The 21,757-nt window shown below is 59.2% G+C and carries 18 protein-coding genes; 8 read left to right on the top strand and 10 right to left on the bottom strand.

Annotated elements, in window-relative coordinates:
• Positions 1–80 precede the first annotated feature (80 nt).
• The 7 genes from AAEO81_RS02880 to bioB all read right to left on the bottom strand — a co-directional run bounded on the left by AAEO81_RS02880 (position 81) and on the right by bioB (position 7,441).
• Positions 81–1,886: a phenylacyl-CoA dehydrogenase gene (locus AAEO81_RS02880; protein WP_341961503.1), complete on the bottom strand. Its 1,806-nt coding sequence runs from the start codon at positions 1,884–1,886 to the stop codon at positions 81–83.
• Between the two features lie 368 nt (positions 1,887–2,254).
• Positions 2,255–2,551 (bottom strand): pyrroloquinoline quinone biosynthesis protein PqqE, encoded by a 297-nt coding sequence (locus tag AAEO81_RS02875; protein WP_166595640.1) that lies wholly within the window; start codon positions 2,549–2,551, stop codon positions 2,255–2,257.
• Positions 2,552–2,687: 136 nt separating this feature from the next.
• On the bottom strand, positions 2,688–3,368 hold the full coding sequence (gene bioD / locus AAEO81_RS02870) for a dethiobiotin synthase (RefSeq protein ID WP_341964451.1): 681 nt from the start codon (positions 3,366–3,368) through the stop codon (positions 2,688–2,690).
• 88 nt (positions 3,369–3,456) lie between these two features.
• Complete coding sequence (gene bioC / locus AAEO81_RS02865; protein ID WP_341961501.1) at positions 3,457–4,305, bottom strand: malonyl-ACP O-methyltransferase BioC; 849 nt, start codon at positions 4,303–4,305, stop codon at positions 3,457–3,459.
• Positions 4,298–5,029, bottom strand: coding sequence for an alpha/beta fold hydrolase (locus AAEO81_RS02860; protein ID WP_341961500.1), 732 nt, complete (start codon positions 5,027–5,029; stop codon positions 4,298–4,300). Before AAEO81_RS02860 ends, bioC begins: the two co-directional genes overlap by 8 nt.
• On the bottom strand, positions 5,022–6,212 hold the full coding sequence (gene bioF / locus AAEO81_RS02855) for an 8-amino-7-oxononanoate synthase (protein WP_341961497.1): 1,191 nt from the start codon (positions 6,210–6,212) through the stop codon (positions 5,022–5,024). Before bioF ends, AAEO81_RS02860 begins: the two co-directional genes overlap by 8 nt.
• 173 nt (positions 6,213–6,385) lie before the next feature.
• Positions 6,386–7,441: a biotin synthase BioB gene (gene bioB / locus AAEO81_RS02850; protein WP_341961494.1), complete on the bottom strand. Its 1,056-nt coding sequence runs from the start codon at positions 7,439–7,441 to the stop codon at positions 6,386–6,388.
• Between the two features lie 107 nt (positions 7,442–7,548).
• Between bioB and AAEO81_RS02845 the strand changes: the two genes are divergently transcribed.
• From AAEO81_RS02845 to AAEO81_RS02830, 4 genes are all read left to right on the top strand, one after another.
• Positions 7,549–8,283, top strand: a complete 735-nt coding sequence (locus AAEO81_RS02845; protein ID WP_341961492.1) for a ComF family protein — start codon at positions 7,549–7,551, stop codon at positions 8,281–8,283.
• 393 nt (positions 8,284–8,676) lie between these two features.
• Complete coding sequence (locus AAEO81_RS02840; RefSeq protein WP_341961491.1) at positions 8,677–9,441, top strand: TOBE domain-containing protein; 765 nt, start codon at positions 8,677–8,679, stop codon at positions 9,439–9,441.
• Between the two features lie 105 nt (positions 9,442–9,546).
• Complete coding sequence (locus AAEO81_RS02835; RefSeq protein ID WP_341961490.1) at positions 9,547–11,475, top strand: PhoX family phosphatase; 1,929 nt, start codon at positions 9,547–9,549, stop codon at positions 11,473–11,475.
• Between the two features lie 224 nt (positions 11,476–11,699).
• Complete coding sequence (locus AAEO81_RS02830) at positions 11,700–12,674, top strand: serine/threonine protein kinase (RefSeq protein WP_341961488.1); 975 nt, start codon at positions 11,700–11,702, stop codon at positions 12,672–12,674.
• Positions 12,675–12,936: 262 nt separating this feature from the next.
• On the opposite strand, the gene AAEO81_RS02825 is transcribed toward AAEO81_RS02830, so the two are convergent.
• Complete coding sequence (locus AAEO81_RS02825) at positions 12,937–13,452, bottom strand: ACT domain-containing protein (RefSeq protein ID WP_166595650.1); 516 nt, start codon at positions 13,450–13,452, stop codon at positions 12,937–12,939.
• A 433-nt stretch (positions 13,453–13,885) separates the two neighbouring features.
• Between AAEO81_RS02825 and AAEO81_RS02820 the strand changes: the two genes are divergently transcribed.
• On the top strand, positions 13,886–16,063 hold the full coding sequence (locus tag AAEO81_RS02820) for a malate synthase G (protein WP_341961486.1): 2,178 nt from the start codon (positions 13,886–13,888) through the stop codon (positions 16,061–16,063).
• A 105-nt stretch (positions 16,064–16,168) separates the two neighbouring features.
• Here the strand turns inward: AAEO81_RS02820 and AAEO81_RS02815 are convergent, their stop codons facing one another.
• Both AAEO81_RS02815 and AAEO81_RS02810 read right to left on the bottom strand, forming a co-directional pair.
• Positions 16,169–17,140 carry an IS110 family transposase gene (locus AAEO81_RS02815; RefSeq protein ID WP_341958838.1) on the bottom strand — a complete coding sequence of 324 codons (972 nt, stop codon included), beginning with the start codon at positions 17,138–17,140 and terminating at the stop codon, positions 16,169–16,171.
• Positions 17,141–17,483: 343 nt separating this feature from the next.
• On the bottom strand, positions 17,484–17,930 hold the full coding sequence (locus tag AAEO81_RS02810) for a response regulator (protein WP_166595652.1): 447 nt from the start codon (positions 17,928–17,930) through the stop codon (positions 17,484–17,486).
• Positions 17,931–18,155: 225 nt separating this feature from the next.
• Between AAEO81_RS02810 and AAEO81_RS02805 the strand changes: the two genes are divergently transcribed.
• From AAEO81_RS02805 to AAEO81_RS02795, 3 genes are all read left to right on the top strand, one after another.
• On the top strand, positions 18,156–20,090 hold the full coding sequence (locus tag AAEO81_RS02805) for a putative nucleotidyltransferase substrate binding domain-containing protein (protein ID WP_341961485.1): 1,935 nt from the start codon (positions 18,156–18,158) through the stop codon (positions 20,088–20,090).
• Positions 20,091–20,100: 10 nt separating this feature from the next.
• The gene (locus tag AAEO81_RS02800) at positions 20,101–20,820 is read left to right on the top strand and encodes a 3'-5' exonuclease (RefSeq protein WP_341961483.1); all 720 of its coding nucleotides are present in this window, start codon (positions 20,101–20,103) and stop codon (positions 20,818–20,820) included.
• A gap of 418 nt (positions 20,821–21,238) precedes the next feature.
• Positions 21,239–21,757 carry an RNA polymerase sigma factor gene (locus AAEO81_RS02795; RefSeq protein ID WP_341961481.1) on the top strand — a complete coding sequence of 173 codons (519 nt, stop codon included), beginning with the start codon at positions 21,239–21,241 and terminating at the stop codon, positions 21,755–21,757.

The raw sequence follows: 21,757 nt of genomic DNA, 5'->3' as shown, positions 1-21,757 counted from the left end.
GTCATCTTGAAAATGACGCTCACAAAAAAGCCGCTTGTCCCGAAAGACAAGCGGCTTTGACGTAAAGCTACCCGGCTGACTCAGTAAGCCAGGCCGAAATGCTCTTCGTTCATGTCCATCAGGTTATTCGCGCCCGACAGCATGGCCGCAACGTGTGTGCGAGTGCGCGGCAGGATGCGTTGGAAGTAGAAGCGCGCGGTCTGCAGCTTGGCGGTGTAGAAGGCTTCTTCGCCGGTGCCCGCAGCCAGTTTCTCAGCCGCCAGACGCGCCATGTCAGCCCAGAAGTACGCCAGGCAGACGTAACCGGAGAACATCAGGTAATCCACCGATGCAGCGCCGACTTCTTCGCGATCTTTCATGGCGGCCATGCCGACCTTCATGGTCAGGTCGCCCCATTCCTTGTTCAGTGCCGCCAGTGGCGTGACGAATTCGTTGACCGCTTCGTTGCCTTCTTGCGCCTGGCAGAATTTGTGCACGATCTTGGTAAAGCCCTTCAGCGCTTCGCCCTGGGTCATCAGCACTTTACGACCCAGCAGGTCGAGCGCTTGAACGCCCGTGGTGCCTTCGTACAGCATCGAAATGCGGCTGTCGCGAACGTTCTGCTCCATGCCCCACTCGGCGATGAAGCCGTGGCCGCCGTAGATCTGTACGCCGTGGTTGGCGGACTCGAAACCGACTTCGGTCATGAACGCTTTGGCGATCGGAGTCATGAAGGCCAGCAGGCCATCGGCTTGTTTCTTGGCGTCGGCGTCTTCGCTGTATTTGACGATGTCGACCTGCTTGGCGGTGAAATACACCATCGCGCGGGTGCCTTCGGCGAAGGCTTTCATGGTCAGCAGCATGCGACGTACGTCAGGGTGAACGATGATCGGGTCAGCGGCTTTGTCCGGCGCTTTTGGGCCAGTCAGGGAGCGCATTTGCAGACGTTCCCGAGCGTATTTCAAACCGCCCTGGAAGCCGATTTCGGCGTGGGCCAGACCTTGCAGTGCGGTACCCAGACGCGCGGTGTTCATGAAAGTGAACATGCAGTTCAGCCCTTTGTTCGGCGGGCCGATCAGGAAGCCGGTGGCGCCGTCGAAGTTCATCACGCAGGTCGCGTTGCCGTGGATGCCCATCTTGTGTTCCAGCGAACCGCAGTTCACCGCGTTGCGCTCGCCCACACTGCCATCTGCAGCTGGCAGGAATTTAGGAACGATGAACAGCGAGATGCCCTTGGTGCCCGCAGGCGCATCAGGCAGGCGGGCCAGCACGATGTGGACGATGTTATCGGCCATGTCGTGTTCGCCAGCGGAAATGAAGATTTTAGTGCCCGAGACTTTGTACGAACCATCAGCCTGAGGTTCGGCCTTGGTGCGCAGCATGCCCAGGTCGGTGCCGCAGTGAGGCTCGGTCAGGCACATGGTGCCGGTCCACTCACCCGAAACCAGCTTGGTCAGGTAGGCCTCTTGCTGTTCAGGAGTGCCGTGCTCGGAGATGGTGTTCATCGCGCCATGGGACAGGCCTGGGTACATGCCCCACGACCAGTTGGCTTCGCCGACCATTTCACTGACGGCCAGACCCAGCGACTCAGGCAAGCCCTGGCCACCATGTGCAACGTCGTGAGCCAGGCTTGGCCAGCCGCCCTCGACGAATTGTTTGTACGCTTCTTTGAAGCCAGTCGGAGTCTTAACGCCGGACTCGCTCCATGTGCAACCTTCGGTGTCACCGACACGGTTCAGCGGGGCCAATACCTGCTCACAAAACTTGGCGCCTTCCACAAGAATGGCGTCGACCATGTCAGGCGTGGCGTCCTGGCAAGCTGGCAGACTCTGATAGTGCGCTTCGTAGCCGAGCAGTTCGTCACGAACGAAGCGAATATCACGCAAGGGGGCCTTGTAGTCAGGCATAGCGATAAACCTCTGCTGATGAATCCTGGAATTGGATGACCGTAGGGTCACTGTAGGGACTTGCCCCTCCACCGAGATGTCTTTTTATTCGATGGTCAAACAGATGTTTGAAACATACGTTTACGCCTAATTGATGTCAAGGGTGCACCGCCAACCTTTCATCGACGCCGAGACGATCGTCACGGGCGCGCGCACGCGGGCACGGCTCCGAGCCCCTGATTCAGTGAGTAGAGTTTAGTAGAGCAAACCCGCGACGCAGACGTCAGAGCGCCGCGATTCGGTCGGGTGATAGGGCGTTATTCGGAGAGGGGGCCGCACACGAAAACGCGCACAAGAAGTGCGCGTCTGAAGAAAGGTTTTGCAAATAATCAGGCGAAGGTGTCGATCAGCGTGCCGAGCGCTTCGTCGGAAGCTTTTTCAACTTTCGCGCCCAACTGAACCTGAATGCGCCCTTGGGTCAGCTCGACGACATTCGTGGCCATGTCGGAACGCTGAGGGCGGTCAACCGAGCGCAGTCGCTCAAGCTGAAAGTCCGAGGACTGGCTGCGACCCGCCACTTCGGTGCCAGGGCTTGCCAACTGAGTAGCAGCCTGATCGACACGATCTTGCCCGACCTGCATGGCGCTCAGGCCTGGGTACAGGGTGTTGTTCAGCGTGATTTGCATGATCACAATCCTCTGTTCATAAAACGAACAGCGTCATTAAACCAGTAAAGGCCGTGAAACACTCGGCAAAAAGACTAATGGCATTGCGCCTTGTGATAGAAGTCACAGACGGCACGGTAAAGACGGGCCGTTTCCGCTAATCCAACAGTTCCAAATGCAAATGCTCGGCAATCATTTCCGGCGTCGCTTTCTTCATGTGCGGCACGCGCCCTAAACAGGGCGCAGGCAGGCGCTCGGCCAGAGTGGCGAGGTTTTCTTCGAGGCGAGACGTCTTCGGGTCGATGATGTTCGCTACCCAACCTGCCAGTTGCAGGCCGTCATTGGCAATGGCTTCGGCCGTCAGTAAGGCATGGCTGATGCAGCCAAGACGCACGCCCACCACCAGAATGACCGGCAGCCTCAGAGCGACAGCGAGATCAGAAAGATTGGCCTGATCTGCCAGCGGCACGCGCCAGCCACCCGCACCTTCGATGAGCGTGAAATCAGCCTGTTTTTCCAGAATATGCCGCATTGGCCCAAGTAGGGACGCAACGGTCAGTGCAACACCGGCCTCGCGAGCGGCCAGGTGTGGAGCAATGGCTGGCTCGAACGCGACCGGATTCACCTCGTCGTAGGTCAACTGAATCGAACATTCAGCGCGTAACGCGATGGCATCGGGATTGCGCAACCCTTTCGGCCTCACATCGCAGCCCGATGCAACAGGTTTACCGGCGGCCGTGCTCAGCCCGGATTGGCGTGCCGCATATAACAGCCCGGTGGCAACGGTGGTTTTGCCAACATCGGTGTCGGTTCCCGCGATGAAATACGCAGCACTCATCTTGGCGACCATCCGTTCAGATTTTTTCAAACTATTGCTCACTCACTATAGCGCTCACACGAACGACGCTCATGAAACCGGTCATTTTTTAAACAGTCGCTGGTTTTTCCAACACGGCGTAAACCACTTGATACGTCGCAGGCAGGCCTTTTTCCCGTCGAAACGTTTCGTAGGCGTCGATCAACGCCTGAATCCGCGCTCGACCAGTCAAACCTCCCGGCCTGCCCGGATTGATGTTGTGCGCGCCCAACGCCTTGAGCTCGTGGGTCAGGATGCGGACATCGGGATAATGCAGCACGTGGGGCAACACACTCAGGCTGCGCACTTGCAAGCCACTGGCCGCGCACAGCCGTTGATACTCGTCGAACTCACGGAAGCGATTCACGTGGACCATGCCGTCCACTGCCTGCCAGCTGTCCCGGAGTTCATACAATGTGCCAACGCACAGGCTGGCAAAGCCGAACACGCCCCCTGGCCTCAGCACGCGACGGACTTCGGACAACACCGAGGAGAAATCCGAGCACCATTGCACGGCCAGGCTGGAAAACATCAGGTCAACGCTGGCGTCGCGCAGCGGCAGGTTTTCGGCATCACCCACCACGTAATGATCCGCGCCGCCCAAGGGCCGTGCGTGATTGAGCATGCCTTCGGCAATGTCCAGCGCAAGGCCTTCGCCGAGAGGGAAACGTTGAGCCAGCGCACGACTGAAATAGCCGGTGCCGCTGCCGAGATCAAGCCAACGATCGGGCGTCGTCTCAGGCAGACGCGACATCAGCTCATTGCCGACCGCACGCTGCAATTCGGCAACGCTGTCGTAACTCGCCGCCGCCTTGGAGAACGACGCCGCCACCTGACGCTTGTCAGGTAGAGGGTTTTCGGTTTTTGCCTGTTGCTGTTTCACGGCCTTCAACACCGCACAGTGGGAAAGATCAGTCATCACCGGACTCATGTAAAAAAGCCTGGACCGCCGCAGCCACGCCGTGGGGGTTTTCCAGGATAAATGCGTGACTGGCCTGCTCGATCACGCCGACTTCGATGTCCGGCAAGAGGTTGAGCAGATCAGCCGACGCTTCGGCAGGCACCAGCGCATCGAGGCCACCGAACAGGTGTAATTGCGGGCCGCGATAGGATTGCAGCGCAGCGCGAGTGTCCATCTGTTCGAGCAATTTGAGGCCTTCGATCAGGCCATTGCTGGTGCCATGAGGCGCACCCGCCTTGAGTTGTCGAGACAGTGCGCGCGGCTCTTCAGCACCTTGTACGCACAAAAGGCTGAAGCGTTTGAGCGTGGCATCGGGATCGGCTTTGCAGCCTGCGATGAACGCGTCGAAATCGGTTTGCGGCATCGCGTTCGGCCACTGACTACGGGCGACGAAGCAGACGTTGCTGGCGAAGGTCGCCAGCCCGCAGCAGCGCTCGCCACGTCGCGCTGCCAACTCTGCCGCCAACATGCCACCGAGGGACCAGCCGCCCAGCCAGGCGTTGTCGGGCAGGGTCGAGTCCAGCTCGTCGAGCCATTCATTGAGGTCGTCAGTGTCCAGATCCGGCAACGGCTCGACCTCGACGTGCAGGTGTTCGTCCAGACCGCGCAACGCGGCGGCCAACGGCTCCAGAGGGGTCACGCCAAGCCCCCAGCCCGGCAACAGGATCAACCGATCACGCATGTTGTGGCTCCACCGATTCGCTCGTTCCCAGCAGCGGATAACACTGCTCCAGTGCATCCAACAATAGCTGCACCTGGGCTTCGCTGTGGGCGGCGGAGAGCGTGACCCGCAAACGCGCGCTGCCTGCGGGAACGGTCGGCGGACGAATCGCGATGACCATCAGGCCGCGCTCGCGCAGCATCTGCGACAGACGCAAGGCTCGGTCGCTGCTGCCGATGAGGATCGGCTGGATCGGCGTGAAGCTGTCCATCAGCTCAAGCCCGATAGCCTGAGCGCCTTCTCGGAACTGCTTGATCAGGGCCTGCAAGTGCTCGCGACGCCAATGCTCGCGACGCAGCAGCTCAAGGCTTTTCAGGGTGGCGCAGGCCAGCGCGGGTGGCTGGCTGGTGGTGTAGATATAAGGGCGAGCGAACTGGATCAGCGTCTCGATCAGCTCCTCACTTCCGGTCACGAACGCACCGGCCGTGCCGAAGGATTTGCCGAGGGTGCCGATCAGCACGGGCACCTCTTCCATGCTCAAGCCGAAGTGTTCGACGACCCCTGCGCCATTGGCGCCCAGAGGTCCGAAACCGTGAGCATCGTCGACCATCAGCCACGCGTTTTTGGCCTTGGCAACCTTGGCCAGCGCAGGCAGGTCAGCGATGTCGCCGTCCATGCTGAACACGCCGTCGGTGACCACCAGCGTATCGCCGACCGCCTTCTCCAGCCGCGTGTTCAGACTGTCGGGATCGTTGTGCAGATAACGGGAAAACCGTGCGCCACTCAGCAAACCGGCATCGAGCAGCGAAGCATGGTTGAGGCGATCCTCCAACACGGTGTCGCCCTGCCCCACCAACGCGGTCACGGCGCCAAGGTTGGCCATGTAACCGTTGGAAAACAGCAGAGCGCGGGGGCGGCCAGTGAGGTCAGCCAACGCTTCTTCAAGTTCGTGGTGCGGCGTGCTGTGGCCGATCACCAGATGCGACGCCCCACCGCCCACGCCCCAGCGCTCGGCGCCTGCCTTCCACGCAGCGACGACGTCGGGGTGATTGGCCAGGCCCATGTAATCGTTGTTGCAGAACGCCAGCAAGGGCTGGCCGTCCACGACGACTTCAGGGCCTTGAGGGCTCTGCAACAGAGGGCGTTGGCGGTAGAGGTGGTCGGCACGACGGGCAGCGAGACGTGCGCTCAGATCGAAAGACATGCAGGCCTCGGGTCAGATGCAATGCGCATTTCCCTGTAGGAGTGAGCTTGCTCGCGATTGCAGTGTGTCAGTCACGTTATGTGTTACAGACAAATCTCAATCGCGAGCAAGCTCACTCCTACAGTTTTTGTGCATGCCACAGGTTGTATATAGGCAGTGAACTAGCGTCAGTCTTAAACCGCCGCGTCGTAAAACATCTCGCTGCTCTTCTGCTCGATCAGCGCCTGTTCGATCGCTGCCTGATGCACTTCGTCCGAATGCTCTTCACGGGCTTCCGGCTGAATGCCCAGACGCGAGAACAGCAGCATGTCCTTGTCAGCCTGCGGGTTGGCGGTGGTCAGCAGTTTGTCGCCGTAGAAAATCGAGTTGGCACCGGCGAAGAACGCCAGGGCTTGCATCTGATCGTTCATCGCTTCGCGGCCTGCGGAGAGGCGCACGTGAGATTGCGGTATCAGGATGCGCGCCACGGCCAGCATGCGGATGAAGTCGAATGGATCGACGTCTTCGGCATTGGCCAGCGGCGTACCCGCAACTTTCACCAACATGTTGATTGGCACCGACTCCGGGTGCTCTGGCAGGTTGGCCAGTTGGATCAGCAGGTTGGCGCGGTCGTCCAGCGACTCGCCCATGCCCAGGATGCCGCCGGAGCAGATCTTCATGCCCGCATCCCGCACGTACGCCAGGGTCTGCAGACGCTCGCTGTAGGTGCGGGTGGTGATGATGCTGGTGTAGAAATCCGGCGAGGTATCGAGGTTGTGGTTGTAGTAGTCCAGGCCCGCATCAGCCAGCGCCTTGGTCTGATCCTGATCGAGCTTGCCCAGGGTCATGCACGTTTCCAGGCCCATGGCTTTCACGCCTTTGACCATCTCCAGCACGTACGGCATGTCTTTGGCGGACGGGTGTTTCCACGCAGCGCCCATGCAGAAACGGGTCGAACCGATCGCCTTGGCGCGCGCAGCTTCTTCCAGCACTTGCTGGACCTGCATCAGCTTTTCTTTTTCGAGGCCGGTGTTGTAGTGACCGGATTGCGGGCAGTACTTGCAATCTTCCGGGCAGGCGCCGGTTTTGATCGACAGCAGGGTGGAGACTTGAACGCGGTTGGCGTCGAAATGAGCGCGATGCACGGTTTGCGCCTGAAACAGCAGGTCATTGAACGGCTGTGTGAACAGCGCCCTGACCTCGGCTAAGGTCCAGTCGTGACGCAAAGTGGCATTGATGCTGGCGCTCATGGGCGGCTCCTTCATGTATTTGGCAAGTACCCGGGCGGTTCGGCAATCGACCAAACCTGAAAGTCCACAGGCGCAACACGGATGTTCGGCATAGTTAAGGAAGCGACATGCGCTGTCAACCACACAACGGGCATCAGGTTTACATCTGGTTAAAAAACGTACAAACCTGTTTATTGTGCGATGAACAGACCGATTCAGACACCTCAATCTGCACCCCGTGCGAAAGCGACCTGCCCTGGTTGATCGATCAATGCGACCGCTGCGCGCTGCCCATGCCGATGGAGGGCCTGACCTGCGCGCAGTGCACGCAACACTCCCCGGCCTTCAACGAAGTCATCGTGCCGTGGCTTTACGACTTCCCCATCGACGCGCTGGTCACACGCTTCAAGCACCAGGGCAAATGGCCGTTGGGCAGGCTGCTCGCAGAATTGCTCGGCCAGACCTTGCAACATCGATTCGACGAAGGTCTGGCCCGACCCGACGTTATGATTTCCGTGCCCCTCGCCAACAAGAGGCTGCGCCAACGGGGTTACAACCAGGCTGCCATGCTCGCGCACTGGCTGGGGTCGCAATTGGGGTTATCGGTGGATGAGCGGCTGATCAAACGCGTAAAGGAAACGCCAGCGCAACAAGGCCTCGATGCCAAGGCCCGCAAGCGTAACTTGCGTGAAGCATTTGCCTTGGCGGACGCCGCGAAAATCGTCGGCCAACACGTCGCGCTCATTGATGACGTACTCACCACAGGCGCGACCGCCGATGCGCTGGCGAGGCTGTTGATCAGTGCCGGGGCGAAGAAGGTGGATGTGTACTGCCTGGCGCGCACGGCGAAGCCTGGGGATTGAATGTTTCAAGACGGAGCCTGGCGAAAACTGGGGCCGCCATTCCTTGCCCAAGGGCAAGCCCTATAACGTGCGCTACATCCTTAAGCTTCGTAACGAAGGGAAGTCGGTATAGCAAGAAGCAAAAAGCCCCGGAGCTTTCGCACCCGGGGCTTTTGCTGAATCTGAAATCGGCCTGTCCTTTCGGTGTCGCCACCTTATCCTGCTCACGGGCTAGGAGAGCTTTCGCTCCGAAATCGATACCCCTTCGAAGAAGGTTCCGGTCTGCATCGACGGCGAAGACTATATCAAACAATCCTGTCCAGGGCTAACCCACTGATGCAGACGAGTGAAGCGGCATCTAGCCTTTCTGGCTTACACTCCCGCCCGTCATCACCACAAAAAATCCGACCCGACATGTCCCTACCGCCCTCTCTCTCGCAACACATGGTCCGTCGCCCCCATCGCATCGCGCTGTTGCAGCATATTGCCGAGCAGGGGTCCATCACCCGTGCGGCGAAAAGTGCGGGGCTGAGTTACAAGGCGGCGTGGGATGCCATTGATGAGCTGAACAATCTGGCGCTGAAGCCGCTGGTAGAGCGCAGTGTCGGCGGGCGTGGCGGCGGCGGGGCGAAGTTGTCGGCGGAAGGCGAGCGAGTGTTGCGTCTTTATCAGCGCTTGCAGGCGCTACAAACCCAGTTGCTGGAAACCCCTGAAGAGTCGAGCGATTTGGCGCTGCTCAGTCGTTTAATGCTGCGCACCAGCGCCCGCAATCAGTTGCACGGCCAGGTCGCGAGCATTACGCCATCGGGTCGCAACGATATGATCGGATTGACCCTCGCCGGGGGCCTGTCCATCAATGCGCAAATCACCCATGACAGCACGCTACGACTGGGGCTGGAAAAAGGTGCCGACGTGTTCGCGCTGATCAAGGCCAGTTGGCTGGAGTTGTTGCCGCCGGACCAATCTGCAACACCTGGTCACAATTGTCTAAACGGCAAAATCGAGGAGATCCTCGACGGAGAAGACGGCCCCAGTGAGGTACGAATCGCCCTGTCGAGCAGCCAGATTCTGTGCGCGGTGGCAGAGCCCGATCGTCTCAACGCCTTGAAATTAAAGGTGGGGAGCAACGTGAAAGTACAGTTCGCGCCTTCTTATGTATTGATCGGAACGCCGCTGTAAATCGTTTGAAAAAGGCTCACAGGGGAGCCAGCGTCGTCATCGGACGGACACAATAGCGTCATCCGGGGGGAATAAGGTCTGCGCAAAAACCGCAGGAAGCCCGTGATGAAATTATTAGAAGAACATCAGTCCACCGACCTCGAAACCCTGGTGCAGCAAAACAGTGTCGGCCTCACCCGGCGAGGCTTCATCAGCGCGGGCGCTCTGTGTGGTGCGGCGATGTTTCTGAGTGGCAACCTGCTCAGTCGCAGTGTGATGGCTGCCAGTGTCAGCGCGGGAAACCGCACGTTGCTTGGCTTCGACAGCATCGCCTCCTCCTCCGCTGACAGCATTGCGCTGCCGCCCGGCTACACATCTTCCGTCCTGATCAGCTGGGGTCAGCCTCTTCACGCGGGCGGTCCCGCTTTCGACCCGTCCGGCAAGGGCACGGCGAAGGCGCAGGAACTTCAATTCGGCGATAACAACGACGGCATGAGCCTGTTCACCTTTCCCGGTGACGACGTTAATAACGCCACCCGCGCGCTGATGGCCATCAACAACGAATACACCAACTACCGCTACCTGTTCGATCACGGCAAAGACCCACAATCCGCCGATGACGTGCACAAGGCATTGGCCAGCGAAGGTGTTTCGGTGATCGAAGTGAAGCGCGAAGGCGGCCAGTGGAAGTTCGTGCAAGGCTCGAAATACAACCGCCGCGTGCACGGCAACACGCCGATTCACCTTAGTGGCCCAGCGGCCGGACACCAGTGGCTGAAGACGGCCGCCGATAAAACCGGTAAGAATGTTCTCGGCACCTTCCAGAACTGCGCCAATGGCAAGACGCCTTGGGGCACTTATCTGACGTGCGAAGAGAACTTCACCGACTGCTTCGGCAGCAGTGATCCTGCGCAGCAATTCGATGCCGCTGCCAAGCGCTACGGCGTTGTCGCCATCAGCAAGGAAGTGAACTGGCATCCCCACGACCCGCGCTTCGACATCGCCAAAAACCCGAACGAATTCAACCGTCACGGCTGGATCGTGGAAATCGACCCGTTCGACCCGAAATCAACGCCTGTCAAACGCACGGCCCTGGGCCGTTTCAAGCATGAAAACGCGGCGATCACAGAAACGAAGGATGGCCGCGCGGTGGTTTACATGGGCGACGACGAGCGCGGCGAATTCATCTACAAATTCGTCAGCCGCGACAAGGTTAATCACAAGAACCTGAAAGCCAATCGCGACATCCTCGATCACGGCACCCTGTACGTTGCGCAGTTCGATAACGGCGACAGCAATGCCGATCACCCCAAAGGCCAAGGCAAGTGGGTGGAACTGACTCACGGCAAAAACGGTGTCGATGCGTCGAGCGGCTTTGCCAATCAAGCAGAGGTGCTGATTCATGCGCGCCTGGCGGCGAGTGTGGTTAAAGCGACGCGAATGGATCGGCCCGAGTGGATCGTGGTCAGCCCCAAGGACGGTCAGGTCTATTGCACGCTGACCAACAACGTCAAGCGTGGCGAGGAAGGCCAGCCAGTGGGCGGCCCGAACCCGAGGGAGAAAAACCAGTACGGCCAGATTCTGCGCTGGCAGGAAACCGGTTCGGATGCGGCATCGATGGATTTTACGTGGGATCTGTTCGTGGTCGCGGGCAATCCCGGGGTGCACGCGGGCAAGCCTCAAGGCGGCTCAAGCAACATCACCCCGCAGAATATGTTCAACAGCCCCGACGGTTTAGGTTTCGACAAGGCCGGGCGGTTGTGGATTCTCACCGATGGCGATTACTCGAATACCGGGGATTTTGCGGGCATGGGCAATAACCAGATGCTGTGCGCCGACCCTGCCACTGGCGAGATTCGCCGGTTCATGGTCGGGCCGGTAGGTTGCGAAGTGACTGGCATCTGTTTTGCGCCAGACCAGAAAGCGCTGTTCGTGGGGATTCAGCACCCCGGCGAAAAAGGCGGCTCGACTTTCCCGGAACATCTGCCCAATGGCAAGCCACGGTCGTCGGTGATGGTGATCACGCGGGAGGATGGCGGGGTGATTGGGGCTTGATTCAGCGCCATCCCCAGGCGGTATAAGGCTCACCTTTAAGAGCGAATTCATTCGCGCGGCGGCGGTGCACCCAATAGATCTGTATCGGATGTACCGGCCATCGCGAATGAATTCGCTCCTACAGGCGATCGGCGGCACTCACCATAACGCGTTGTGTCGGCCATCCCATGCCTGAGTTACCATGACGGGCCCGACGCGGCAGCCTGCTGCGCGCAGGAGTCAGCATGGCCCACCCGTTTGCGACACTCACACCCGACCTTGTCCTGGACGCCGTTGAAAGCATCGGTTTTGTCAGCGACGCTCGCATTCTCGCGCTCAACAGCTACGAGAACCGCGTCTATCAGGTTGGCATTGATGAAAGCCAGCCCCTCATCGCCAAGTTTTACCGCCCTAATCGCTGGACAAACGAAGCGATTCTCGAAGAACACAGCTTCACTGCCGAACTGGCCGAAGTGGAAATCCCGGTGGTCGCACCCCTTATCCACAACGGGCAAACGCTGTTCGAACACGCCGGTTTTCGCTTCACCCTCTTCCCCCGTCGTGGCGGTCGCGCACCGGAGCCGGGCAATCTCGACCAGCTCTATCGCCTCGGCCAACTGCTGGGCAGGATTCACGCGGTCGGCGCCACTCGCCCTTTCGAACATCGCGAGGCGCTGGGCGTGAAGAACTTCGGCCACGATTCACTGAACTATCTGCTGGAAAATGACGTGATACCGCGCAGCCTTCTGCCTGCCTACTCGTCGGTTGCCAAAGATCTGCTCAAGCGTGTCGAAGATGCCTACGCCGCAACCCCGCACCAGAACATCCGCATGCACGGCGACTGCCACCCCGGCAACATGATGACCCGCGATGAGATCTTCCACATCGTCGACCTCGACGACTGCCGGATGGGGCCTGCTGTGCAGGACGTCTGGATGATGCTCGCCGGAGACCGTCAGGATTGTCTGAGTCAGCTGTCGGAATTGATGGATGGCTACAACGAATTCCACGATTTCGATCCTCGCGAACTCGCGCTGATCGAACCGCTGCGCGCCTTGCGCCTGCTGCATTACAGCGCCTGGCTGTCTCGCCGCTGGGATGACCCGGCGTTCCCCCACAGCTTTTCCTGGTTTGGCACTGAACGCTATTGGGGCGATCAAGTGCTGGCGCTGCGCGAGCAGCTGGCGGCATTGAACGAAGAGCCGTTGAAGCTGTTTTGAACCGCGCCCCCTACCGGTCGATAGCACCTGTGCAAACTGATCAAATAATAAACAAACCTCTGTAAGCCACGCCGCCCGTGGCTTACAGAGATGTTTGCGCAGGTTATCCACAGCCTGATTCAAGTTATTTGTGCACAAGCCTCTGAATTTGCTGGTTTTTTGATCAACCGTCTCAAAGCGTTGACCAGTAAGGGCTGCCCGCCTGTATCCGCAGCTTATCCACAGGCAGGCTCATGGAAAAACTGGATAACTGTGCGACGGCTCAGTCGTCGGACTTGATCTTCAATTCCACCATCAGCTCGTCCGCCAATGTTTCTAGCCGTTCCTGCAGCGCATCGAGCGAGAGGTTCACCGGCAGCCCCAAGAGTGCCTGGGCGCGGAAAAGCGTTTCATTGCTCATAGGCGCGGGTTCGACGCTGGTCACTAGACGTTCAACGTTAACGCCCTGCTCGCTCAACAGGCGAGTCACGTCTCGAACAATCCCCGGCCGATCATTGCCCACCAACTCCATCGTGATGGGTTTCGAGTACGACACAGGCTCGCCGCCGACGTCAGCGAACTGCACGCGAATACCGTGGGAGAGCCCCTGCAGTGCACTCCTCAAATCATTTTGCGATTCAGCGGGCACATCAACGCGAACAATGCCCGCGAACTGACCGGCCAAATGAGCCATACGGCTTTCCAGCCAATTGCCACCGTGATTTGCAATGCACGAGGCGATCTGTTCGACCAGCCCCGGTTTGTCCGGGGCAGTGACGGTAAAGATGAGCTGATGCACTGTGAACTCCTTCTGCTTTATGTGTCCGCTGGCCGAACCTCGGCGCCTGCGCGGCTGCCCGGCAAGTATAGGCAAAGGCTAAAGGTGCGCCTGAATGCTTCCTCGGGAAACAATTTGTGTACCGTTTTTATAATTATCTGGAACAATTCTCCTATTTTTTGAGAACATATGTAACCCCAGCGTGACCATTTGTGAGAGACCAGTCGTTCGGTGACATATTTAGTCTGATTTTCACGCCGCGACTCATCATGTAGTATTCCGCCGCGTCCACTACATAAACGTTGGGATGATGCCTGACTCGGCATTCCTGCTCGTCAATCCTTACGCCCAGCCGCCTGCGAAGGCATGTTCTGGCGAGGGTGAGCAGCGATGTCGGTGGCTTTAACAAGAAAGCGCCAAGAGGCGCGGATAGCTGAGCAGAGTGAGGCAAGCAATGACTGAACACGTTCAAGTCGGTGGCCTTAAGGTCGCCAAGATCCTTCTGGATTTCGTGAACAACGAAGCCATTCCCGGAACCGGTATTGAAGCCTCGGCGTTCTGGGCCGGTGCCGACGCGCTCATCCACGAGCTGGCACCGAAGAACAAAGCCCTACTCGCCAAACGTGACGACTTCCAGGCGCGCATCGATGCCTGGCACCAGTCCAACGCCGGCAAGGCCCACGACGCCGTTGCCTATAAAGCGTTCCTGCAGGAAATCGGTTATCTGCTGCCAGAAGCGGCAGACTTCCAGATCACGACGCAAAACGTCGATGAAGAAATAGCCTCCATGGCCGGCCCGCAACTGGTGGTGCCGGTGATGAACGCCCGCTTCGCGCTGAATGCCTCGAACGCCCGCTGGGGTTCGCTGTACGACGCGCTGTACGGCACCGACGCCATCTCCGAAGCTGGCGGCGCTGAAAAAGGCAAAGGCTACAACAAGGTCCGCGGCGATAAGGTCATCGCCTTCGCCCGCGCCTTCCTGGACGAAGCCGCGCCGTTGGCAGCTGGCTCTCATGTCGACTCCACCAGCTACAAGATTGTCGACGGCGTGCTGATCGTTGGCCTGAAAGGCGGCAGCAACACCGGTCTGCGTGACGACGCGCAACTGATCGGGTTTCAGGGCGATGCTTCGGCGCCGACCGCCCTCCTGCTCAAGCACAATGGCCTGCACTTCGAAATTCAGATCGACGCGACCACCCCCGTCGGCCAGACCGACGCAGCGGGCATCAAAGACGTGCTGATGGAAGCGGCGCTGACCACCATCATGGACTGCGAAGATTCCATCGCCGCCGTCGATGCAGACGACAAAGTCGTGGTCTACCGCAATTGGCTGGGCCTGATGAAAGGCGATCTGTCCGAAGAAGTCTCCAAGGGCGGCGCCAGCTTCACTCGCACCATGAACCCGGACCGCGTCTACACCTCGCCAACAGGCGAGCCGGTGACGCTCCACGGCCGTTCGCTGCTGTTCGTGCGCAACGTCGGTCACCTGATGACCATCGACGCAATCCTCGACAATCAGGGCAATGAGGTGCCGGAAGGCATTCTCGACGGCCTGCTGACCAGTCTCGCGGCGATCCACAACCTCAAGGGCAACACCTCGCGCGCCAATAGCCGCGCAGGCTCGCTGTACATCGTCAAACCGAAGATGCACGGCCCGGAAGAAGCGGCGTTCACCAACGAGCTGTTCGGTCGCATCGAAGATGTACTGGGCCTCCCGCGCAACACGCTGAAAGTCGGGATCATGGACGAGGAACGCCGCACGACGGTCAACCTCAAGGCGTGCATCAAGGCGGCCAGCGAGCGCGTGGTGTTCATCAACACCGGCTTCCTGGACCGTACAGGTGACGAGATTCATACCTCCATGGAAGCAGGCCCCGTCGTGCGCAAGGCGCAAATGAAGGCCGAGAAATGGATCGGTGCCTACGAGAATTCCAACGTCGATATTGGCTTGAAATGCGGTCTGCAAGGGCGCGCGCAAATCGGTAAAGGCATGTGGGCCATGCCGGATTTGATGGCCGCGATGCTGGAGCAGAAAATCGCTCACCCGCTGGCCGGTGCCAACACGGCATGGGTCCCGTCGCCAACTGCGGCCGCCCTGCATGCGCTGCACTATCACAAGGTCGATGTGTTCGCCCGTCAGGCCGAACTGGCTCAGCGTGCACCGGCGTCGGTCGATGACATTCTGACCATCCCGCTGGCGCCGAACACGAACTGGACGCCTGAGGAGATCCAGAACGAGCTGGACAACAACTCCCAGGGCATCCTCGGTTACGTGGTGCGCTGGATCGATCAGGGCGTGGGCTGCTCGAAGGTGCCTGACATCAATGACGTTGGCCTGATGGAAGACCGCGCGACACTGCGAATCTCCAGTCAGCACATTGCCAACTGGCTGCGTCATGGCGTTGTGAGCGAGGCGCAGGTGCTGGAAAGCCTCAAGCGCATGGCGCCGGTGGTGGACCGTCAGAACGCCAGCGATGCGCTGTACCGCCCACTGGCACCGGACTTCGACAGCAACATCGCCTTCCAGGCAGCAGTCGAACTGGTGATTGAAGGCACCAAACAGCCGAACGGCTACACCGAGCCGGTGCTGCACCGCCGCCGTCGGGAGTTCAAGGCGAAGAACGGGCTGTAAAAGAGGGCCAAACCAAAAAGGCGGTGTGTCGCAGGACACACCGCCTTTTTAATTTAGCGGTCTCTGCGGCACGCACATACCCACCTGTAGATACCGTCTTGCCCATCACCGGGCAAGCGCAATTTCTGCGTCGAACGGCTTGCCCGATTTCAGCACGCCATAGACCAGATGCAGCAGCTTTCGCATTGCTGCACAGATGATCTCTTTTGGGGCTTTCCCATTGGCGCGCATCCGGGTCTTTAGCTCTCGCAACACCGCGTTGTGCTTTAGGCCAGCCATGCCTGGCATGTAAAGCCCGGCGCGCAGCCTTTTCGAGCCGGTTTTGGATATATGGGTCGGGCCTACCGACTCTCCCGAGCTAGCACAACGTGGGTCCAGGCCCGCAAAGGCAACGATAGATTTGGGGCCCTTGTAATCCAATGGGTCGCCGAGTTCGGCCAGGATCAGCGCTGCGGTCGTATCCCCCAGCCCGTCGATGGTCACGATCAGATCGCGCTTCTGGCGCAGGTCAGGATCGTCGTCAATATTGTCTTTGATCGCTTTCCTGGTCTCGTCGATCTGTTGCTTGACGTGGCTGATCACCGACTCGATCGACGCTTTGACCTTGTCTTCGGCGACATCCAGACGATTGCTTTCCATCTGCTGAATTTCCTGCAAATCTTCCAGTCGACGCACCAACGCGCGCAAGCGCCGACGTGGCGCGGGCTCCGGCACCCACTCGCGCAGTCTGGTGTGCTTGTCTTGCGCATAGCGGGCGATCAGCTTTGCATCGGCCTTGTCGGTTTTGACCCGGCGCAGCTCATCCTTGCCGTACTGGTGGAGGATCGCAGGGTTGACGATGCACACCCGGTATCCGTGAGCGTGAAGGCAATCAGCAACGCCCTGGTGGTAGACGCTGGTGGCTTCCATCACGACCCAGGCATGGGGCTCGGAGTGGGTGGTAAGCCAGTCGAGCAGCACCTGATAACCCTTGGGATTATTGGCCAGCCTGGCTTTGGTCCTGAACTTCCCGTTATCCAGCGGGGTGGCGATATCAAATGAGTTTTTGGCGATATCGATGCCAACAAAAGCAGACATGGCGCTCTCCAGAGTCGATTGCACACGATCATCGCGTCACCCGGTCCTGCCTTGTACATGCGTGCTCACGCCGAAGGCGCGCACTGGATACCGTTCGGACTTTTCGAGTGAGGTTGGAGAACCGGAGCTCTATCTACTTTGTAAGCTCTGAGGCCTTAGGAGCTGAACAGCTTCCCGGCTCTCCCTCGATGATCAGTCGAGAACTATGGCGCGATGAAACGCCAGAGTCGAGATACAAGGAGCTGGCTTGCTGGCGAAAGCAGAGTGTCCCTCATCATTCATTCAACTAACCCGCCGCCTTCGCCAGCAAGCCGGCTCCTACAATGTCCAGGCTGCGGTGCCTTCACGACATCCCCAATTCCCGCTTCACCAGCCTTAACAGCTGTTTGGTATTGATCGGCTTGAGCAGGAAATCCACCACGCTCAAATGCATGGCATCGATGGCATCGCGCACATGGGCATCGCCCGAGACGATGATGATCGGCAGCGCGGCGCGGTCGGAATCCCTGACCTGTCGAATCAGATCCAGCCCGTCGCACGGCGCCATCCGCAGATCGGTGATCAGCAGCGCAATGGACGGTCGGGTTTGCAGCAGGTGCATGGCACTGGTCCCGCCTGCGGCGGTAATGCAGCTGATGTCGTTGAGGCTGAGGATCTCGGCAAGAATTTCCCGAGCATCCTTGTCGTCATCGACGATCAATACCCGTTGTGGCGATTGTGATGGCGGCGCCATCATGACCTCATTGAGGGCTTCGCGCTCTTCATCACTCAAAATGTCGTGATCGAACATACCCGTCTCATTTTCCCGTCGACTTCATTCTGACAGCGCAAACAGACTGAATACGCTGCGCACTTTGTCGGCTTCATGCCTGGCCATTTCGGCCCCTGCGTGATGCGGTTTTACACCACGCTCCCTCGCACTCCAACGCCTTTTATGCGACCTAAGACTTACGTCCAATGGGCACTGCCCGATAAGCGGTCGACCATGGAGCCATAAAAACAAGCGGTATCGGTCATGAGCAAAGCGGACGCTTTCACCCAAGCAGGCAAGACAGCCGTGCTGCAGAACATTCACGGCACGATGCAGTTCCTGCAAAAATTCCCGCCATTCAATCAGATGGAAAGCGCCCACCTTGCCTATCTGGTGGAACAGTGCCAGCTGCGTTTCTACGCTACGGATGAGAGCATCATCAAGCCTGGCGATGGGCCAGTAGAGCACTTCTATATCGTCAAACAGGGTCGCGTCGTCGGGGAACGCCCGCATTCCGCGAAGGGCGGCACCGAAACCACCTTTGAAATCACCACCGGCGAATGTTTCCCCCTCGCCGCCCTGCTGGGCGAACGGGCCACGCGCACCGAGCATCTGGCGGCCGAAGACACGTTCTGCCTGCAACTGAACAAACAGGCTTTCATCAAACTCTTCGCGCTCTCCAGCGTCTTTCGAGATTTTGCGTTGCGGGGCGTCAGCAGCTTGCTTGAACAGGTGAATCAGCAAGTAAAGCAGAAGGCCGTGGAAACACTCGGCACGCAATACTCGTTGAACACCCGCCTGGGCGAATTGGCGATGCGTCACCCCGTAACCTGCTCGCCGGACACCCCGCTGCGCGAAGCCGTAAAGCAGATGGACGAACAACAGGTCGGCAGCATCGTGATCGTCGATGAAGACAAAGCGCCCTTGGGGATTTTCACGCTGCGCGACTTGCGCCAAGTGGTCGCCGACGTGAACGCTGACTTCGGCGGGCCGATCCGGCACAGCATGATCCAGGCGCCCTTCTATTTAAGTCCCGACGCCAGCGCCTTCGACGCCGCCATTGCCATGACCGAGCGGCACATTGCCCATGTGTGTCTGGTCAAGGATCAGCGCCTGTGCGGCGTAGTCTCCGAGCGCGATCTGTTCTCCCTGCAACGGGTGGACCTGGTGCATTTGGCGCGGACCATTCGCAGTGCCCCGCGTATCGATTCGCTGAGCAACATGCGCGGCGACATTGTGCAACTCGTCGATCGCATGCTGGCCCACGGCGCCTCGTCGACACAGATCACCCAGATCATCACGCTGCTCAACGACCACATGGTCTGCCGGGTCATCGAGCTGACGCTGGAAGAAAAAGGCGACCCCGGCGTGCCGTTCAGTTGGCTGTGTTTCGGCAGCGAAGGCCGCCGCGAACAGACGCTGTACACCGATCAGGACAACGGCATTCTGTTCGAAGCCAAGGACGCCGCCGAAGCTGCTGAAATACGCGGGCGCCTGCTGCCGATTGCCGAACGCATCAACCAGAGTCTCGCGCTGTGCGGCTTCGCGTTGTGTAAGGGTAGGATCATGGCCAGCAACCCCGAGCTTTGCCTGTCGCGGGTCGAATGGGCGCGGCGGTTTGGCGCGTTCATCCGCGAGGCAACGCCGGAAAACCTGCTGTCTTCCAGCATTTATTTCGACCTGCGGGTGGTCTGGGGCGACGAAAGCGGGGGCGAGCAATTGCGCCAGAGCATTCTGGCTCAAGTGGCCGACAACAAACTCTTCCAGCGCATGCTGGCCGACAACGCGTTGCGCCAGCGGCCTCCAGTCGGGCGCTTCAAGGATTTCGTCGTGGCGCGCAAAGGCAGCGAAAAGGACACGCTGGACCTCAAGACCCAAGGCCTGACACCCTTCGTCGACGGCGCACGGCTGCTGGCATTGGCGAACGGCATCGCCGCCAACAACACCCTCGAACGGCTGCGCCAACTGGTCACGAAGGAAGTGATCGACCCCCTGGACGGCGCGGCGTATGAAGAGGCCTATCACTTCATTCAGCAAACCCGCATGCAGCAGCACCAACAGCAGAGCCGACAAAACCTGCCGTATTCAAACCGGATCGACCCGGATGTGCTCAATCATCTGGATCGTCGCATCCTGCGCGAGTCGTTCCGCCAGGCACAGCGCCTGCAATCCAGTCTGACCCTGCGCTACCAACTCTAAGCGACTTGCCATGAACCTGTTCCAGTGGCTCAAGCCACCCAAACGCCTAAAGGCGCCTGACCTCACCGCCGGACAGAAAGAGCGGTTGAACAACCTGCCCCGAGCTGCTGCGCTGGGTGCTGATTCGCTGCGCAAACAACGCTGGGTAGTGATGGACCTTGAGACCAGCGGCCTGAACATGAGCCGCGACGAGGTGCTGTCGATCGGTGCCGTGGTGATCGAAGACGGCGCCATCGACCTGGGTCAGCAATTCGAGCGCACCCTGCTGCGCCCTGATCACAAACTCAGTCCCAGCGTGTTGATCCACGGTTTGGGGCCGAGTGCGATTGCGGCGGGCAGCGAGCCGGTCGAGGCACTGCTGGATTTCATGGACTTCGTTGGAGACAGCCCGATGCTGGCGTTTCATGCGCCCTTCGACCAGCACATGCTCGGGCGTGCATTAAAAGAAAGCCTCGGCTACAAACTGCAGCACCCGTTTTTAGACGTGGCGGACATCGCACCCCTGCTTTGTCCCCAAGCCTGTTTGCGGCAAGCGGGGCTGGACGACTGGACCGGCTTTTTCGGACTGCATGCCGAGGAGCGCCATCACGCCAGTGCCGACGCGCTCGTCACGGCCGAACTGGCGCTGATCCTGATGAGCCATGCGCGACGGCAGGAAATGGACAGTCCATTGCTGCTTGAGCAAGGTCTGGCGAAATGGCGGCGTCGGCAGCAGTCGCATTCTTTTTGAGTGAGAACACGTCGCCTGGCTGAACAGATGCCTTCCTGTGGGAGCGAATTTATTCGCGAAAGGTGTTTCAGACGATAGAGAAGGTCTGGATGTACCACCGCCTCGCGAATGAATTCGCTCCTACAGTTCGTTTCGCAGATCCTCTCTCGCCATTTCCTACAGCTACCACCGCCGCATCGTTGCTCCTATGTGGGAGCGAATTCATTCGCGAAAGATACTTCAGACGATAGAGAAGGTCTGGATGTACCACCGCCTCGCGAATGAATTCGCTCCTACAGTTCGTTTCGCACATCCTCTCTCGCCATTTCCTACAGCAACCGCTCAGCCCAATCCGATCGGCGCCAATTGCCAGCACCGACGCGCTCTGACACAATCGCGAATAATTCTCGTTAGTTACTTTGTTCTCTTCGGTGCGTACGTGTCGTCACTCCAAAGCTCTCAACATCAGCTTGTCGGAACGCTCTATCGCGACCATCGCAGCTGGTTGCTGGCCTGGCTGAAGCGCAACGTCGCCTGCCCGCACCGTGCCGAGGACTTGAGCCAGGACACCTTTATTCGGCTGCTGGGACGTGAGCACCTGGAAGCACCGCGTGAACCCCGGGCGTTTCTTGTGCAGGTCGCCAAGGGGCTGCTGTTCGATTACTTCCGACGTGCAGCGCTGGAACAGGCCTACCTCAGTGAGTTGATGCTGATTCCCGAAGCCGAACACCCTTCGCTCGAAGAGCAGCAACTGATCCTCGAAGACCTCAAAGCCATCGACCGCATGCTCGGCAAGCTGTCGAGCAAGGCGCGGGCAGCGTTCCTCTATAACCGTCTGGATGGCCTGAGCCACGCAGAAATTGCTGAGAAAGTGGGGGTCTCCATCCCTCGCGTCCGGCAATACCTCGCCCAAGGCATGCGTCAGTGCTATGTCGCACTGTATGGCGAGCCCACATGA

The organism is Pseudomonas sp. RC10 (assembly GCF_038397775.1).
Lineage (GTDB): Bacteria > Pseudomonadota > Gammaproteobacteria > Pseudomonadales > Pseudomonadaceae > Aquipseudomonas > Aquipseudomonas bambusae.
This window is presented reverse-complemented; position numbering and strand designations above follow the sequence as displayed.